Genomic DNA, 16,142 nt, shown 5'->3' with positions numbered 1-16,142 from the left:
CAAGGCTCTCTCTCAGGTAGCGTTTGGATTCCGCCGCCTGAACGCCGATCAACTCGAACACGGGGCCATACTCAATGTCCCGTTCCAATGTCTCATGAAGATCTGCGCCTTCCTTCTGTCCTCGCGACTCAAGGCCGTTGACTTAGTAAGCTCATCACCTTCATCTTCTTGGAAGCGAAGGATGCGAAGTTCTTCCTAAACAGTATGGAGAAAATTGTTCCGTGAAATGTATCGGTCACCACCCAGGTGGCCGTCTGCAAGTATCCCAAGAATTCCATTGGGGTCGCGGGAATGTTTTCGTCGCACCAAGAATTGTTGAATCCCACCGAAATGACCCGAGCCCCGACCCTCCTTGCAAACTTCATGACCTCCTGCTGCCTCCGAGGCTCGAAAACATACGTATAGACCAAGACAAAGCGCCCCCTCACCCCGAGGAGTACTCAATCCTCTAAAGTCCACTAGGAACGTTGGATCAAGCACGATAGGCGCATCCTTGCCCGTGAGAGCCGTGTACAAAGATTGGGTGTGCCTATCTCTCACAGAGACGCTGGTTAGTCTGGCGAGTCCTAAGCGAATCTTGTCATTGTTCGCCAGATCCGCAGCGGTTGACTCGCTCGCACTGACAGCATTTGCTATTGTTGGAACGTGTTCAAATCCAAATCCGAAGTATTCCGGACGACTTCGAAATGTGGGATTCCGTACGTTCCACATCTCATCGCTCCCGATGACAATTGCGTCACAACTTTTCAGATGGGTGGCTGATACCCTCTGAAATGCCGACCATCCCGTGCGGAATGCAAAGTACTTTCTTGCGTTGAACACCAGGGTGGATGGTCTTTTTGAAACAAGTGTTCTGTATCTTAGGTAGAGTCCGCGCGCATCTTCCAGACTGGACACGACCGGTGTGTGGCCCCATTCCTTCAGCAATGTCGATGTCGCGAACGCTTGCAGATAGGCGCCGTAGTTGAAGGCGTTGTAGAGTGTCACGATTCCGACTTTCACTTGGGTTGTCTCCTGCGCCTACTTTACGTACTGCGGCCTCGACGCAGCTCATTGAGCCGGACCACAAGCCATTTTGGATTTTTCAGAATTTACGAATGTACGTTCCATTGACCAACTTCCTAGCTTGTACTGTCTCTCAATGCTTTGGACCACTGGCGTCATACACTCGATGAACCAATTGAGATCTCCCGCCGTTTCGCCTCCAGGAACGCGCTATGGCTAAGCGCAGCAGATTTTTTCTCTTAGCCGAACTATTCGCCTTCGCCACCACGGTACACGGCGTGATCCTGGCTGAATTCTCTTTCTGGGCACCCATCCTCCGCGCCGAATTTCGTCGCGCAGTCGTACTGACAACCCATCCCACCGATGTCGATAGTTTCCGTCCTGCGATGTCGCCGCTGCATCGGTCGACAGATCCTCCAGAACGATTGATCTCTGCGACACACCGTCGTTCAAAAGATCCTGTAAGTGGCGATTTCGAACGACGACAAGGTTGGTTCCTTGCCAGATCGACTCGTACTGTGGCAACCAGGCATCACCGAACGCGATATCGGCCGTCTCAGCCATGATGTCGTCACAGAAGTCGCATGCACGAGGTTGGAAAAATGCGTGCCCCCAGTTGTTCCCGAACATCTCCACGGACGGACTTACACGTTCTTCGATTTCCCCCTTACCTAGAGATGAAATCCAATGGCGTTCGATCTGGTACTCGGTACCTTTACCTAAAGTCGAAGCGCTCCAGCTTGTCTGGCGTTACTCCCTGTTGCCACGCCATTAGCTCCGCGTAAGCGAAACTTTTTAAATGACCGCATACCAGTCCTATGAAGTAAACAAGCTGGCGCCCCAGCTGTTCATCTTGTTCTGCTATCAGCCTCGCAGCCTTCACGAAGCAGGGTACCCCCACGAATGCGTATCTACGCCCGTTTCCACGAACCGCATTGAGAACTTCCGAAACCTCCACTGCGTAGTATCTTGACTTACCTCTCGCGCCTAACCCGTCCCTTGTCGTTGATACTGTATACATAAATAGCGGACTGTCGGAGGCGCTCACATGGACGACGCCGTCAATGTCGCCTCTCTCAAGTAGCGCCTCAAGAAGCCAGGTCGTAAGTCCGCCTGAACTAGATTTCACGACCTTTGTCGTCATCAAGTATTCTTCCGGCGCGCATCAGTAGATAGCGCCGATTCTCGGGTCATGATGCATCGTGGAGGCCCCGGAATCGCACTAGCGATCTGATCCTCTGATCTCGCTTCGTCTGCAAATGGGCAGACCTTCGACGCCAACGACAAGGTCTCTTCTGACGCGTTCGCCAAGAGGGGGCGATACATACCCGTTTCGGAAACCTCGATTCGGACGGCGCCCTTTGTCGCAACCGAACAGGCTCCACACCCAATGCAGCACTCGCTCTTGATGACGTTTAGTATCGAAGTCACAGATGTGCCTAAAATGTTTAAATCACCAAACAAACAGGGGAACGGGCAGTAACCTGTTTATTGCGTTTCTTTCATTGGCCGTGAAGGGCTTGAGTGCCCAAGCACACGTCAGGTAGATGCACCCTACGATGATGGGACCAGCGAAAGGGTGCAGCATCCATTGGCTGGAAATCATGCCGTATGCCCCAATCGCTGCTACCGTTCCAATGATGCCAGACGCAACTAACTTGCCTATGGCGGTCAAGGGAAATTGAACGGTTTGACCTGATCGTCGAATGCGCTGACGCATGATCGAAATGGATATCAAGTCAGATCCGATAAGGATAGCGATCAATCCCGTCGTGCCACCCATTTCCATACTTAAAGCGCAGACCAGGAAGGCCGCAGTTCCGGTCCCAAGAGAAAACAAGGTCCTGACTCCGTCCTCAATTGAGACCATGACCAAGTTGTTTGCGGTACGAATTGACTGTATCGCCACATATACAAGCAGGCTAGCCAAGATCCCACTTCTATCGAGGATCTTTCCTGATGATGCCAATGAGATGAGATCGTTTCCGTCAGCAAAAGCGACGCCTATCATTGGCACCAACACAAAGATGTTCAACTTTACGACCACACTAAAGAGGAAATCTAGGCGTTGGCGCGGGTTCTCTGAGTGCATTACGGTAGCGAAGAGCGGTCTCAACAGTCCCATCAGAAGAACAGTCGGCAAGTATCGTTGAACGGTCATGGTCACCATGGCGCAGAATCCGAACTGGGCGACGGTCTCTATGGAAAACTGCCTTGACACGATTATCTTGGCAGCCTCGATTCCGCCGAGCATCGCGATCAGTTGTGCCACATAGACCGGAAGTGCATAGGTCGCATATCGGCGCAGGTCAATCGACTGAGAGCGAAGCGCGCCCGCATGGAAGTGACCTCTAGCTGAGGCCAGCATAAGTAGAACAGATGCACACAGTCCAGTGGTAGTCGTCGCTGCCTCCTTGGACCCAATCACCTAACCTCACGTGCCCCTCGCCAAGGCCAAGCATTGCCACCAAGGCGAACAACCTCAATCCATTTCCGAAGAATCGCCGAAAGTTGCGATAGCTTCTGCTGAAGAAGTGCATCGAATCCGGTGTCAATTTGGCGTGCAATGGCTTCCGCGACCAGCGTAATCTGAAAAACCTGAACGATCTGTACGGGAACGTGTAGGTTAAACATACGCATTAGACTCGGAGACGCGTATGCAGCTGCGGCCGCGAGAACCGCAATGGTCAACACTCGCAGTAGAAGAGTACTGACTACAAATGCATAGAGTTTTTCGCCCGATGCCGTTACTCGAAGCACTGGGACATATCGTTCCAGACCAGAAATCAGACCAAAGGATGTGGCGAAGACCGCAAGTTCAAGATATCCAGTTAGAACGACATATGCGGCGTACTCGTCAAAGGAGAATGCTCGAACAGTCAATAGCAACCAACTCAAGCCGATTACTGCACCAACCCCTTTCCCAACCGCAAAGTGACGAATCGCTCCGCCTTAACTGTGAGCCTGAGTAGTACAAGGATGGCCTCACCTTCCGACGGTATGCAATGACCGTAGTTGAATTGCTTCGATACGAAAAACGTCATCACGCGTCCGCATCTATTCGCGCAGGGCTTCCACCGACCGTTGCCGCTTAGCTTGGAACCACGATGTGGCGAAACGTCCGAGTTCGAAACGCCCTGATCTTTCTTGCTTACGGACCGAGAAACACCATGGGCCAGACCAATCATCAACGCTGGGAGCAGGAAGAGCCTCGGATCCTGAAAGGCAGGAGATGTAGCCGAGGTAAGCAGCATGTACAGCATGCCAGCGGCCGCGATCGCCCAGTAGGTTCGCGCCTTGTCCATCGACTGTCGAAATCGATGTGTCGCGTACATAACCATCGCAAGGTAAGCAAGGAAAAGGAGTGCGGCTCCTATAAACCCTGATTCAGCTAATGCGCTTGGCCAATAAGTATCCAGCAGGTAGTCGCGCTTCCCAAACCACCAGTACCTCCCGAAGCCGAGGTCTTCGTATAGCGACTGGTCAAACTTCGCTGCGCCTGCTCCACCGAATGTTCCAAGCCCGGATCCTAGTGGCGCATAGTGTTGGGCAATGCCCCACGCACCGGTGATGATCTGCGCTCTGGGATGCTCCATCATGCGCGCATTTCCGATCCCCACATTGCTGCTTCATGGGCTATGTTCTCTTCAAACACAACCCACAGCGCGCCAAGAACAGCAACGCCAAGTAACATCAATACACCCAGTCTCAGGGCAACGTTTGACCGTGCCGAGATAAAGTACAAGAACATGATGGACGTGAAACAGGCAACCATCTCTTGACGCTGAACCGAGCACACAATCAGGGCGAGGTAAACGATCACCAGGAGCGCTCGTCGCCAAATGAACTGTCGCTCCAACAGCAACAGGCCAGCTGTGAACAATGCGAGAAAGGCGGCTGTGTTGGCGAGAAAAGATGGATGCTCATATGGTCCGACCGCTCTTGAAGGAAATATCCCTGTGGGGTCAAGAGTACCTCTTAGCGCGTGGGTGCCAGGAAATATCGAGAAGTATGCAGACGGGCTGAACCACTCCAAGTGTTACTAGCACTGCGGATGGCAGCCAGAACCAAAACGCCGTGAGCCGCAACAGGCGGTCGACTGCCGGAGTCCAGGCAATTGCAAAGCCGAGAACCAAAATGAGCAAGGGCTTTAGATCGGATAAAAACTGATACGTGGCCGCGAAAGGACGACTACGACCAGCAAACGTCGACAGGACTACGAGGACGAGGAAGCCCACGTAGAGGACCATGAAGGTCCTCAAGATTGAGTCCTCTGACTGCATCAAAGTACGCCCTAAGTCCCAGAACTGATATCAATAGCGGGACCAGCTGCCACAGCCCGAGCAAATTGACGCTCGTTGTCTTCATTAAGATCGACAACACCATTGGGCCAAACGTCACCACACCCAGTAGCCAAACACTTAACGCTTGAATGGCTACAAACTGCATTACCAGAACGAAGAGAATGGCGCAGGATAGACCGAGGGTTAAGGCTGCACCTCCCACGCCAAACAGCCCGAGAAGAACTGCAAGTATGGTCGCCGTGAAGAGCGCACCAAGGGTTAGCAACGACGCTTGCACGCTGTTGCCAGTGAATCTGTTGGTCGCTTGGGATTGAAGTATCAAAGATTTGCTCTCAGACATGCTTCGGCGCTCATGGCTCTGGCAGGAGGCGCGCGGGAGTCCGTTGGACTAACTGGATGTGGCGTTCGTGTCCATCATGCCTGTCGGTATCGGCTATAAGAGTTCATTGGGAGAAACGACAGGCCAGTTGTTGTCACAACTGCTTTCCGATAAAGCGCTCTCGGGACGATTCGTTAAGTGACAACACCAACTCTTCAGCAAACTGAGACTGGATAGAGAACGCACGACTGCTGTCAGCATCTATTGATGACACCCGTACCAGCATGCCGTCTGGAATTCGACCAGTAAGGCCATAAGAGATCTGTACCAGCTTTTGTTTAAAACCAGCGTATATCACTTCGTCGCCTACGGTCACCCAGTACGTGATCGGTTCGCTTCGTCTCCCAAGAGTAGCTTTGAGCCTTTTTTACTGGCAGGTTACCGAACGTGGTCTTGAGAACTCCTTGACCTCATCGGCAACCTGAAAACCCTGCGCCGCATAACATACTTCCGGCCTGTGTAGCTGGAGGGAGTCACTCTGATCGCCACCGTAGGCAATTGAGAGCATCACTCTGTCACCAGCGCGATTGACGTACGTCCTCGCTAGTGTTTGGTTGTAGATCTTGCTAAGCAGAGCCTGAGCTTCAGGGGAAGGAAGAACAGGAACCACAGCGGTATCAAGTGTCCAGTCGCCAAATTGCTTTGGAACCATTGACTCTAGGTTGACCTTGGGCCCAGAGTCCGCGATCCTCGCTGTGGGCTTTGCAGCAACGGCGAGTACCGACGCGCAAACCATGAGAACACACGCGATTGCGCTTCGAAGTGGCAGTCTGATCATGTGGACTCCAGTCGTCTGCGAGACGAAGAGATAGCACCAATCAACGTGTCCAGCGCGAAGATGGCTATGAGCGCGGCCACGAACAGAACCATTCCAGCGAAGCCATGCAAAAATCCTTGCCCAGCTTCATCGCCAAGATAGTAGGTCACCAATACAAGAAATATGACTCTCAACACGTTTGCACCAAAGGCAATTGGCAATACTGCGCCGGCGAGGATGCTGTTCCTAATGAAGCTCTTGTGCTTCATTAAGTACAGATAGAGCAAACCTAATGCAGATAGCGAGTAAAGCGAGTGCAAGCCCGAGCACGCATCAGCGACCAAGAGCTGATACTGACCGATCGTTAGAGTCACACCACTCCTCGCTACGGGAAATCCCGCCGCGTAGAGCAGATGCTCGGCAATTGCAGAAACATTTCTCTTTAGTGGGTTGGTAAGTGCATCAATGAAAGCACCGGGCAGGGGAATCATAAAGACTAGAAAAAGCACCGGAAACCAAGTAAGCGCAACGCGGCCCTTCCGCTAGCAATAAGTATCAAACCCAGCAATACAGGAATTTGCGATCCCACTTCGAACAAGAGAATGTCTTGGGATCTTCCAAACACGTAAAGAATCAGTCCAAGCCCCAAAAGCGAGAAACCGCCGACCCAACTAGAAGTACTGGAGATTGATGCTAGTTCGCTCCGACAGCGCCAAATCAGCCACGCTGAGACCATAGCGATGAGCGGACCGTGGCCTTGCTCTTCTGTATTCCATAGCCCGTTTGCTAGATCAACGTAGGTTGGAACATAGAGAGCAAGCAACCCGACTCCTAGCAGAAGCCATCCAATCAATAGGGGCCTTCCCTGCTCATCTCGCCAGGAGTTCCGAACCAAGACTGAACTCTCGTTCTTGCTCGCGTTCTGTATGCCCTGGAGCATCGAACTAGTCTTCATTCAGAACGCAACCTACGATTGTCGAATTCGCAGATCTCAATTCTTGCGACAACGCGGCACTCGTTAAGGCTCGAGCGGTTCCTTCGCGCAAGCACTAGCGAACCTCGCGCCCTCTGCGCGATCAACAAGAAGTCACTTCCCCTCGAAGCCGCTGGACTGTCTAGAATGATGACGTCGTACTCACGCCCGAGGGGTTTCAAGCAACTGGTTGAAACCTGCTCTTGCTAACAGCTCAAGGGGGTTCGGCGGTAAGGCGCCCGCAGTAAGGACCGAGAGATCCACAAACGCGGGCACTCTCTGAATGGACTCAGGCCCAGCCCTGTCCGCCAAAATAGTCGACAACCCCAACTCGTTTCCGAGGCCGAAAAGCGAGTGTTGAGTTGGAGCCCTAAGGTCCGCATCAATTAGAAGAGTGTGCTCACCGAGCTGCGAGAACACGACGGCCAAATTGGCGGCTAAGTAAGATCTCCCTTCCTTAGATCCTGCACTTCGATACTTAAGCACGACCTCTCAGGTTCCCAGTAAACCATCTGAGAAGAAGTTGGCTACGCAGTGCTCGCAACGTCTCCACTTGATCACTAAAGGGAGACCACGCAGCACAAACGCTAGAAGCAACCTTACTTTCACCGGGCCGCAAATACGGATAGTCGAATTGCCTTGCCAGTACTTGGCGAACGTCTTCTGGATCCACCAGTTTCAAGGCTATCGCAGCGTCGCCGAACCTTAGGCCCTTCTCTTTCGCATAGCGCAGGATCTTTTCACCGTCGTCTATCCCGATAAGTCCTCTATCGATCAACATCGCTCCGATGGATCGATCCGGTGGTATAGCCGCGCCGGGACCCGGGATGATCTTCGCTGCTTCCTTGTTAGTACTCATGGCCTGCCCTCGTTTACCTATTAAGCTGCAACGGAAGCTTTCCGCCGCTGAGAATCAAGCTTCTTTCGAGCCGCGCCTTTTCGTTGCTGATCGAACTCGCGCGAAATGCGGCCGAGCAAAGGGGCGCCGACCGCATCCGCCAGTTCCTGTCCCGAACGAATTCGCCTATCAAACATCTCCAAAACTAGGACGAGACAAACGCCCAGCACCGATCCCAAGAGAATCGACAAGACAACGTTGAGTACAATCTTCGGGAATGAGTGTTCAACAGGTGGAAATGCCCTGGTCAGCACGGACACGTTTGTCTGGCTCGCCTGACTTTCGAGATTGGTCTGTTGATATCTCTGGGCGGCAGTTTCGTAAGCTCTCTGAGCGGATTCCACCTCCTTCATCAGCACTTGCATCTGATCCCTGCCTTCATTGAACTGCAGGAACTTCGCCTTCTGCGCGCCAAGAGCGGCGCGGAGTTCAGCTTCGCGCTTCTGCGCAATCTTGGCTGCGTTTCCCAAGCTTGCTGACGCTTGACTGATCTCGGACTTGAGCTTTGACTTTTGAGCAGCAATCTCTGCTTCCAGTCGCTTTACTTCGGGGTGATTCGCGCCGAGTTGAGATGCGGTTTGTTGTAGTCGCCCTTCTATTGAAGCTAGGGTGGACTTGAGATTCTGTACGAGTGGATTCGCCAGTACATCTGGGATCGTTTCTCCGGATGCCCCACGTGCGAGAAACTCGTTGAGTTGGCGTTGCCGAGACAGAGCATCGGCGGCCTGTGCTTGGGCCGCAGTGTACTGTGCAGACAGTTCACTGAGCCGGGCCGACTCAACGTCAAGGCGCTCGTCTTGGGCGGTAAAGCCCTTCGCTCTCTGATATTCGTTGAGACTGGACTGGGCTTGCTCCAGATTCTTTTCAACTGCTTCAGCCTCTCATCAAACCATGCCGAGGACTGTCGAGCCGGCTCAACCCTGAGTTCTAGATTGGTCTGTTGATACGCCTCTGCAAAGGCGTTCGCGACTACAGCGGCGAATCGAGGGTCTGTTCCCGTGAACTCAATTTCGATGACACTGCTTTCTCTCGAAGGCTTTACGTCTAGCTTCTTTTGGAGAATGTCTGCGAAGTAATCCTCAATCGTTCCCTTACCTTCAGTCTCTTCTAACCACTGTTGTCTGACAAGCGCGTTTCCGGTTAACCGAAGCTTCTTTACGACGTCTACAGCGACCTTGTGACTCTGAATGATGTCAACTTGAGTCGCCAGATAGCCAGGCATCATCTGCGCGGGCATCATCACCCCGAGCACTGGATCAACACCCTTGGCATCAACAACCAGGGTCGTGGATGCCGTGTACTGCTTCGGAAGTAGGAACGAAACACCAGTGGCGACTGCGATTGTCGACAGCAACACCGCCAGAAACGCCCATTTTCGAGCTCTGACAATACCCAAGAATTGAGAAAGTGACATGGCGATACCTCAAGGTCAGAACACGCTTTCTTTTACGTAAATAACGTCGTCCGCCTGCAGCTTGTCCTGCAGACCGGCATTCAGTGTCTCGACCTTCCCACCCGATTCACGACGTCGGACGGTCAGCCCTTTTTCCGTACCCCGCAAGGTCACGCCTCCGCCCACCGCAAGGCCCTGCATCACCGTCATGTTCCGCTCCAAACGGTACTGCCCCGGCCGGTTCACCTGACCATAGATGTAGATGTACGACTGCTTCGGCACGTAGATCGTGTCGCCCGCGAAGATCTCGAAGTTCTTGTCGAGGTCGTTGTAGGCGATAGCGGCTTCCAGGTCGACGATGAAGCGCTGTTCCTTGCCATCCACGGAGCGGATCACGTAGAGCTGGTCTGCTGCTGCGAGTGTTGCGCCACCCGCCAGCGAAAGTACGTCCGCGAGACGGAGGGTCTGATCTTCCATGGGGTAGCGCCCAGGACGGGAAACGTAGCCGAGCACCGAGACCTGGCGGTAGCGGAACTGCTGGACGACGACGTTGACCTGGGGTTGCTTGACGAAACCGCCGTTCTTCAATGCTGCGGCGATCTTCTGTTCCGCTTGCGTTGTCGTGCTGCCGCCCACCTGGATGGATCCGATTAGGGGGAACGTGATCATCCCCTGGTCGCTCACGCGCGTGTCGGTGGTCATGTCCACGTTCTGGAACACGGTCACGCGGACGACGTCGCCGGGGCCGAGGAGGTATGCGCGGCCTTGTTGAGCTGCGGCTGCACCGACATTGGCCGCGAAGTAGAGCAGCACGAGGGCAAGAAAGCGGGACAGTGTTCGCATGTGGGCTCGGTGGGTTGGTGGGTTATTGGTGGGGGGAGATCCGTTTATTGGGGAGAGAGGCTGATTGACCCATCCCCATCCTGTCCTTCCGATCCACCCCGGAAAGTCTCTGACTTTCCGGGGGCCCCGGACTGAAGGGGAAGGGACCTGCTGAGGGGCGATGACGTTCTTGTTAACCCATCCCCATCCTGTCCTTCCCCTTGAAGGGGAAGGGACCTGCTGCGAAGGACGGAGAACCTGTTGCTGGACCTGCTGATGGAGGTCCGCACCGGGTTTCGCGCTGGGTTTCGCATCTCAGTACGCATTCTTGTCCCGGAACAGCACGAGGAAGGTCTTCACGATGATCCAGAGGTCCAGGGACAGCGACCAGTTGCGCAGGTAGTACAGGTCGTGTTCGACCCGCGCCTTCATTTTTTCCAGTGTTTCCGTCTCGCCGCGGTAGCCGCTCACCTGTGCCCAGCCGGTGATGCCGGGTTGGACCTTGTGGCGCAGCATGTAGCCCTTGATGAGCTTTCTATATTGTTCGTTGTGCGCCACGGCGTGCGGCCGGGGGCCGACGAGGCTCATGCTCCCTGCCAGGACATTGAACAGCTGCGGGAGTTCGTCGATGGACGACTTGCGCAGAAAGCGCCCGAAAGGCGTGATGCGCGGGTCGTCCTTGGTGGCCTGCTTCACCACCGGGCCGTCGTCCTGCACCCGCATGGAGCGGAACTTGTAGACCGGAATCTCGCGGCCGTCGAATCCGTAGCGGCGCTGCTTGAAGATGATGGGGCCGGGAGATGACAGTTTGACGCCGATGGCCGCGAACAGGAGGATCGGCCAGACCACGAACAAGCCGGCGACTGTCACGACAATGTCGAACCAGCGCTTGAGCAGCGCGTTCACGCCCGAATAGGGGGTCTCGCACACAGCCACCACGGGCATACCGTCGATTTCGTCGAAGCGCGCCTGGATGAGGTCGAAGGCAAAGATGTCGGGCAGGAAGTAGATGGAGGCCGTGCTGTCGCGCAGGCTGTCCAGCAGCTTGACGATGCGGGGCTGGGCGGCAAGCGGCAGGGAGACGAAGACGAGGTTGACCTTGTTGTCCCGCACGAACTTGGCAATGTTCGTCACGTCGCCCATCAGATGGTACTTGCCCAGGTTGGGCAGGCGGCGCGGGTGGCGGTCGTCGAAGAACCCCAGAACCTGCACGCCAAGGAGCGGATCGACGCTGATGGTGTTGGCCAGCCGCAGGCTGAGTTCGCTGGCGCCGATGATGATCACGCGTTTCTGGGCGGACTCGCTGCGGGACATCGCCCGCAGCACCCAGTGGGCCGTCAGGTGCGCCAGCACCAGGGGCGCCGGGGTCACGATGAACCACGTGATGAGCGCCTGGGTGTTGTAGATCCGGTCGTAGTGCGTGGCCCAGATCAGGAACGAGATGATCCCCACGGTCACGGGCCAGGCGAAGACGATGTCGCGGAAGGCGCGGACGATCAGCTGGCTGGGCCGCAGATGGAAGAGATCCACCCGCTCGAAGAGCTGGGACGACACGAAGAAGGTCAGCACCGCCAGCATCAGATAGTGGCCATCCAGCCGGACTTCGTACCAGGCCAGGCAGGCGCCCAGGGACGCGAGGATGATGGTCGGGTTGAGCAGACTGCGTAGAAACGCCACCAATGGCAGATCGCCGCTGAACATGCTGCGGTCGCCAAGGCTGCGGGAGAACGGCGCCTTGTTCATGCCCGGTTTGGTCGGCGCAGCGGGGGTCTCGAACCCGATGCGCGGTGGCTCGACTTCGCCGGGTTTTTGGATCGGCTGAAGCATCCTGTGGTTTTCTTTGAAGCTGATTGGGCCAGTGTAGCGGTCGCCCATGGCGACGGCGTGAAACTCGGGGACAAATGAAGGGGAGTCTTTAGCAAGAGACAGGCCGAGTGGACCTGTACCACGCCACCGATTCGGCGACGCGTTGCGAAAGTGCCGCATTCCGCCGGGGCGGGCTTGGCATCTCTCTCTTCAGAGTGGCCTGCCCAGCGGGCCGCCATCGACGCCCCGATTCCCGACTCACATCAAACAACAGAGGCACCGCGGTGACGGTGCCTCTGTCTTCCTGCGAGCAGTCGCTTACTTCTTCAGACCGCTCAAACCCTTTTCCAGGGCGTCCTGATGGTCGTCGGTGGTACCCGTTCCCGTGGCCGGCACGGGCTGCTGGGTCGCCTGCTGCTCCAGAGACTGGCTGCCGGCAGCCGGTTCGGCTGCGGCGGGCTCGGCCGAGGCAGAGGCGAAGTCGCCCACGTACTCGATCTTGGCCGCACCGCGGAGGTTCTTGAGTTCGGCCTGGGCCAGCTCCATCCGTGCCTTGTTCTGCATGAACTGCTGGATGAACGGCTTGGCCTTTTCCTCGTCCAGGGGCTGCACTTGCGAGGCCGCGATCTGGATGACCGCCACGCCGTTGGCACCCGGGACGGCCACCACTTCGCCATCCTTGAGCGTGGAGATGCGCTTGGCAAACTCCATGGGCAGTTGCTCGGCGGCCCGGACGGAGGCATTGGTGGTCGCGCGGATATTGTTGGCCTTGGCGTACTCCACCACTTCCTGCAGGGACTTCATCGGCGGCAGGGCCTGCTTGAGTTTGTCCAGCTCGGGGCCCTTTCACCTGGAGCGCGACTTCCCTGCAGCCGGTAGACCCGGCGTTGGGAGAAGAGCTCGGGGTGCTGGTCGTAGAACTCCTTGATCTTGGCGGGCTCTGCCTGCGCGGCATTGGCCATCACGCGCTCGACGTATGCCCGGGCGAGGATTTCGCGGCGGGCGTTCTCGATGGCGGTCATCACCTGCGGGTCGCGATCCAGCTTGCCTTCCATCGCCTTCTGGATGAGCAACTGCTGGTCGATCAGGCGCTCGAGGGACTGCTTGGTGGCGGCCTTGACCTGCGCTTCGGACGGGTTGTTCATCCGGGGCAGCGCCGAATTGATCTGATGAACGGTGATTTCGTCGTTGTTGACCTTGGCGGCGACCTGTGTGGCCTTCTTGTCATCGCCCCCCTCGCCGCCTCCCCCGCAAGCGGACAAGACCAGAACGGCAGCAATTGCCAAGGCGAAAGGCGCGGAACGAACGAAACGCATTGGGATCCTCGATTGATTTATGGGGATTAGGGTGTGACGGCCACCGGCCGGACGCGGCAGGCTAACCGTGCTTGGTTGCGGCGATGTGTCACATCGCCGCCATTTCGGTTCGCCACTTGTACCGGGTTGCGCGCGCCGGGCATTACGGGTTCGTGAAACTGCGAACCTGTCGCCAGACGGCAACCGCCACGTTCAGCAGGCCGAACCCAAGCAAGAACCATGTTTGCGGTTCGGGCAGGTGGCCGCTGGGCAGTGATTGCGGCGCAAGCCCATGTTCGGCAGGGGCGATTATGCTCCGGATCCAGTGCCCGTTCTCTCCCGAAACGAGCACGCCGCCACCCGCCGTGCCGAAAACACTGGTGCGGCCATTGGGCCCGTCGCGTGTCACGAAGGTGTTGACCGCGGCAACGCGCCACTGCCCCTGTACGTAGACAAATGCCGGACTGCCGGAATCCCCGCCCGCCAGGGTCGCCTCGTTGAAGGGGAGCCGGCCGTTGGGTTTCTGGCCGGGGCGGGAAGGCGGGTCGAAGTCGAAGAGGTAGATCGCCTTGGGCCCGTTGCCCAGGAGGTCGATCATGTCGCAGTTTTCCGGGCCGGGCGTGAAGGCGAAGCAGTCCGCCACGTTGGACCCCCACCGCTTGGACTGGGGCTGGCCCTTTTCCGTGGCGCCCAGGGCACCCATGCCGCTGCCGCCGTAGCCCACGAAGGTGACGATGGAACCCTGCGGGAGGTCGTCTTCATACAGTTCGTAGATGGGCACCCCGGCTGGGGCGGGTTCGGCAAGCCGGATGACGGCGAGGTCCTTCTCCCCTCCGGGCTTGAAACCCACGGCGCCGAGGAATCCCGGGCGCAGATAGATGGCTTCGGCCTTGATCCGGTGGGTGAGATCGCCGCCGTAGTTCAGATTGAAGGTGATCTCTTCGGGCCGGCGATTACCCACCACGTGGGCCGCCGTCAGTACGTAATTGGGGGCGATGAGGGTGCCGGAATAGGTGCCCTCGCCCACGGTGATGCTGCCGACGCCCGCCCAGGTGGATTCCACCGTGTTCGGGTCCAGTTCGCCATCGACGACGGCGAAGGCCGTGGCCATGCAGAGCTGCAGGGCGGCCGCGGTCAGGAATCGCAGGAGGTGGAAGGTCAGGGAGTTACGCATCCAGGAGCATTCGTTCCAATATAGAAGCGGCCGCGGCGGCACCGGCAGGCGCGGGCCGCGCCGGGGCAGGGTGGAGCAGGAGGCGGTCCAGGTCCCGTACGAAAGCCCCGTCCAAGAGGGCGTCCGTGGCTATCCGGCGGCAACGGCCATTGTCTTCGAGCCACTGGGCGAGGCAGGGTTCCTCCGGCCAGCCGTCGCGGGGCACATAGAGAACAGGGATGCCGTTGATGCCGGCTTCGGCGACTGTCCCGTAGCCCAGCTTGGTGATGACGCCATCCACCGACCCGAAAACGTCGATATACGACATGGGCAGGCCATCCACGGAGATCACGTCGGGGTGCCGGCCCGTGAGCGCCATGCCACTCAGGATCTTCCAGCCCCCGAGCCCGGGCCAGCGGCTCACGTCCAGATCGAAACCGAATCCCCCCAGGGACATCAGTGCCAGCCTGGCGTCGGCGGGCAGTCCCAGACGGTCGCGCAGTTCGGCGCGGCGGACCGTGGCGATGCGGCCGATGGGCGGGATCTGCGCGAGGTTCGTCAGGCCCGGCATCGGCATGCGCGGCACGGGGCAGATGAACGGCCGGGCGGAATCGTAGGCGGCGTGGATCCGGGCGTCGATGGCGGCGGCCCGGGGTTCGCGTCCGCAGTAGTGCTGGAAGCTGGCGGCCCAGTGAAGGCAGCACAGCGCCGCAGCCGGAATGCGCGCGCGTTGGGCGGCGGCCAGCGTGACGTAGGGCACGTTGGACAGCACGATCGAAGGCGAGAGGGCCGCGAGGTCGCGGCTCGCACGATCGACTGTTTGATCCCAATCAGTGTGGATCTCGCGGTAGTAGGAAAGACTCCTGGCGGCATCGACGGTCAGTGCATCGGACATCGCCATGCCGATGTCGAACGATGCATCGATGTGGCGGAACGGTGCACGAATGTGTTCGCGCAACTTGGCACTTGATGCCGCGGAACGCACGGTGATTTCGAGCGTTGGGAGGCGCTCGGTGAGACAATTCAACACCGGTGCGGTCACGGCGATGTGACCGAATCCGTGCGCCGAGATGTCTACGACGATGTGCTGAGGTGAAGCCAATCGGCTCTGGCTTGGGTTCCGGCGGCGAAGGCGTCAGTAGTCGTCGCTGATCGGAGACGAAACCGCAGCCGATTCCGGGTACCGCTCGGATTCGGGCAGTGCGAGAGCCGGACTCTGGAAATCCGCCGGCAGGTTGTATTCGGCCCACTCGTGAGCAGCGGGCTCACCGTTCGTTTCCGGACCTGGGGTCCACTGGAAGAGTTTCATGACGACGACCGTATTCGAAGTTCTGTCTCGACTGCTGCGTGTGCAGTC

Annotated in this window: 14 protein-coding genes and 4 pseudogenes; all 18 read right to left on the bottom strand. The window is 57.2% G+C overall.

Going from position 1 to position 16,142, the window contains the following annotated elements; genetic code table 11:
- Positions 1–128: 128 nt before the first annotated feature.
- The 18 genes and pseudogenes from IPK20_21085 to IPK20_21000 all read right to left on the bottom strand — a co-directional run bounded on the left by IPK20_21085 (position 129) and on the right by IPK20_21000 (position 16,094).
- Positions 129–260 carry a hypothetical protein gene (locus IPK20_21085; protein ID MBK8018948.1) on the bottom strand — a complete coding sequence of 44 codons (132 nt, stop codon included), beginning with the start codon at positions 258–260 and terminating at the stop codon, positions 129–131.
- Positions 196–1,002, bottom strand: a complete 807-nt coding sequence (locus IPK20_21080; protein MBK8018947.1) for a polysaccharide pyruvyl transferase family protein — start codon at positions 1,000–1,002, stop codon at positions 196–198. Before IPK20_21080 ends, IPK20_21085 begins: the two co-directional genes overlap by 65 nt.
- Positions 1,003–1,221: 219 nt before the next feature.
- Positions 1,222–1,635: a Coenzyme F420 hydrogenase/dehydrogenase, beta subunit C-terminal domain gene (locus tag IPK20_21075; protein MBK8018946.1), complete on the bottom strand. Its 414-nt coding sequence runs from the start codon at positions 1,633–1,635 to the stop codon at positions 1,222–1,224.
- Positions 1,636–1,720: 85 nt separating this feature from the next.
- Positions 1,721–2,149: a Coenzyme F420 hydrogenase/dehydrogenase, beta subunit C-terminal domain gene (locus tag IPK20_21070; GenBank protein ID MBK8018945.1), complete on the bottom strand. Its 429-nt coding sequence runs from the start codon at positions 2,147–2,149 to the stop codon at positions 1,721–1,723.
- 309 nt (positions 2,150–2,458) lie between these two features.
- A complete protein-coding gene (locus IPK20_21065; protein ID MBK8018944.1) occupies positions 2,459–3,373 on the bottom strand; it encodes a hypothetical protein in 915 nt (304 codons plus the stop codon).
- A 535-nt stretch (positions 3,374–3,908) separates the two neighbouring features.
- Entirely contained in the window at positions 3,909–4,604 is a 696-nt protein-coding gene (locus IPK20_21060; protein MBK8018943.1) for a hypothetical protein, read from the bottom strand.
- The gene (locus IPK20_21055) at positions 4,601–4,828 is read right to left on the bottom strand and encodes a hypothetical protein (protein ID MBK8018942.1); all 228 of its coding nucleotides are present in this window, start codon (positions 4,826–4,828) and stop codon (positions 4,601–4,603) included. Before IPK20_21055 ends, IPK20_21060 begins: the two co-directional genes overlap by 4 nt.
- Before the next feature lie 954 nt (positions 4,829–5,782).
- Positions 5,783–6,466 (bottom strand): annotated as a pseudogene (gene epsI, locus IPK20_21050) (EpsI family protein).
- A pseudogene (gene xrtB / locus IPK20_21045) lies at positions 6,463–7,385 on the bottom strand (exosortase B). Before xrtB ends, epsI begins: the two co-directional pseudogenes overlap by 4 nt.
- 4 nt (positions 7,386–7,389) lie before the next feature.
- A pseudogene (epsG, locus tag IPK20_21040) lies at positions 7,390–8,277 on the bottom strand (chain length determinant protein tyrosine kinase EpsG).
- Positions 8,278–8,297: 20 nt separating this feature from the next.
- Positions 8,298–9,730, bottom strand: a pseudogene (epsF, locus tag IPK20_21035) (chain length determinant protein EpsF).
- A gap of 15 nt (positions 9,731–9,745) precedes the next feature.
- On the bottom strand, positions 9,746–10,543 hold the full coding sequence (gene epsE, locus IPK20_21030; protein MBK8018941.1) for a polysaccharide export protein EpsE: 798 nt from the start codon (positions 10,541–10,543) through the stop codon (positions 9,746–9,748).
- A 303-nt stretch (positions 10,544–10,846) separates the two neighbouring features.
- Complete coding sequence (locus IPK20_21025) at positions 10,847–12,232, bottom strand: undecaprenyl-phosphate glucose phosphotransferase (protein MBK8018940.1); 1,386 nt, start codon at positions 12,230–12,232, stop codon at positions 10,847–10,849.
- A gap of 423 nt (positions 12,233–12,655) precedes the next feature.
- On the bottom strand, positions 12,656–13,141 hold the full coding sequence (locus IPK20_21020) for a peptidyl-prolyl cis-trans isomerase (GenBank protein MBK8018939.1): 486 nt from the start codon (positions 13,139–13,141) through the stop codon (positions 12,656–12,658).
- Positions 13,138–13,653 carry a peptidyl-prolyl cis-trans isomerase, EpsD family gene (epsD, locus tag IPK20_21015; protein MBK8018938.1) on the bottom strand — a complete coding sequence of 172 codons (516 nt, stop codon included), beginning with the start codon at positions 13,651–13,653 and terminating at the stop codon, positions 13,138–13,140. The genes IPK20_21020 and epsD overlap by 4 nt, the downstream gene beginning before the upstream one ends.
- A 142-nt stretch (positions 13,654–13,795) precedes the next feature.
- Entirely contained in the window at positions 13,796–14,806 is a 1,011-nt protein-coding gene (locus tag IPK20_21010; protein ID MBK8018937.1) for a trypsin-like serine protease, read from the bottom strand.
- Positions 14,799–15,887, bottom strand: a complete 1,089-nt coding sequence (locus IPK20_21005) for a hypothetical protein (protein MBK8018936.1) — start codon at positions 15,885–15,887, stop codon at positions 14,799–14,801. The genes IPK20_21010 and IPK20_21005 overlap by 8 nt, the downstream gene beginning before the upstream one ends.
- A 33-nt stretch (positions 15,888–15,920) precedes the next feature.
- On the bottom strand, positions 15,921–16,094 hold the full coding sequence (locus IPK20_21000) for a hypothetical protein (protein ID MBK8018935.1): 174 nt from the start codon (positions 16,092–16,094) through the stop codon (positions 15,921–15,923).
- Positions 16,095–16,142: the final 48 nt, after the last annotated feature.

This window comes from Betaproteobacteria bacterium (assembly GCA_016713305.1).
In the GTDB taxonomy this organism is placed as follows: domain Bacteria; phylum Pseudomonadota; class Gammaproteobacteria; order Burkholderiales.
The sequence above is the reverse complement of the archived record's forward strand: the minus strand, read 5'-3'. Positions and strand labels throughout refer to the sequence as shown.

Coding starts and splice junctions, on each gene's coding strand:
- IPK20_21065 (MBK8018944.1), bottom strand. CDS start 3,373: ATGCTGGCCTCAGCTAGAGGTCACTTCCATGCGGGCGCGCTTCGCTCT.
- epsD (MBK8018938.1), bottom strand. CDS start 13,653: ATGCGTTTCGTTCGTTCCGCGCCTTTCGCCTTGGCAATTGCTGCCGTT.
- IPK20_21000 (MBK8018935.1), bottom strand. CDS start 16,094: ATGAAACTCTTCCAGTGGACCCCAGGTCCGGAAACGAACGGTGAGCCC.
- IPK20_21025 (MBK8018940.1), bottom strand. CDS start 12,232: ATGTTCAGCGGCGATCTGCCATTGGTGGCGTTTCTACGCAGTCTGCTC.
- IPK20_21060 (MBK8018943.1), bottom strand. CDS start 4,604: ATGATGGAGCATCCCAGAGCGCAGATCATCACCGGTGCGTGGGGCATT.
- IPK20_21020 (MBK8018939.1), bottom strand. CDS start 13,141: ATGAAGTCCCTGCAGGAAGTGGTGGAGTACGCCAAGGCCAACAATATC.
- IPK20_21070 (MBK8018945.1), bottom strand. CDS start 2,149: ATGACGACAAAGGTCGTGAAATCTAGTTCAGGCGGACTTACGACCTGG.
- IPK20_21075 (MBK8018946.1), bottom strand. CDS start 1,635: ATGTTCGGGAACAACTGGGGGCACGCATTTTTCCAACCTCGTGCATGC.
- IPK20_21010 (MBK8018937.1), bottom strand. CDS start 14,806: ATGCGTAACTCCCTGACCTTCCACCTCCTGCGATTCCTGACCGCGGCC.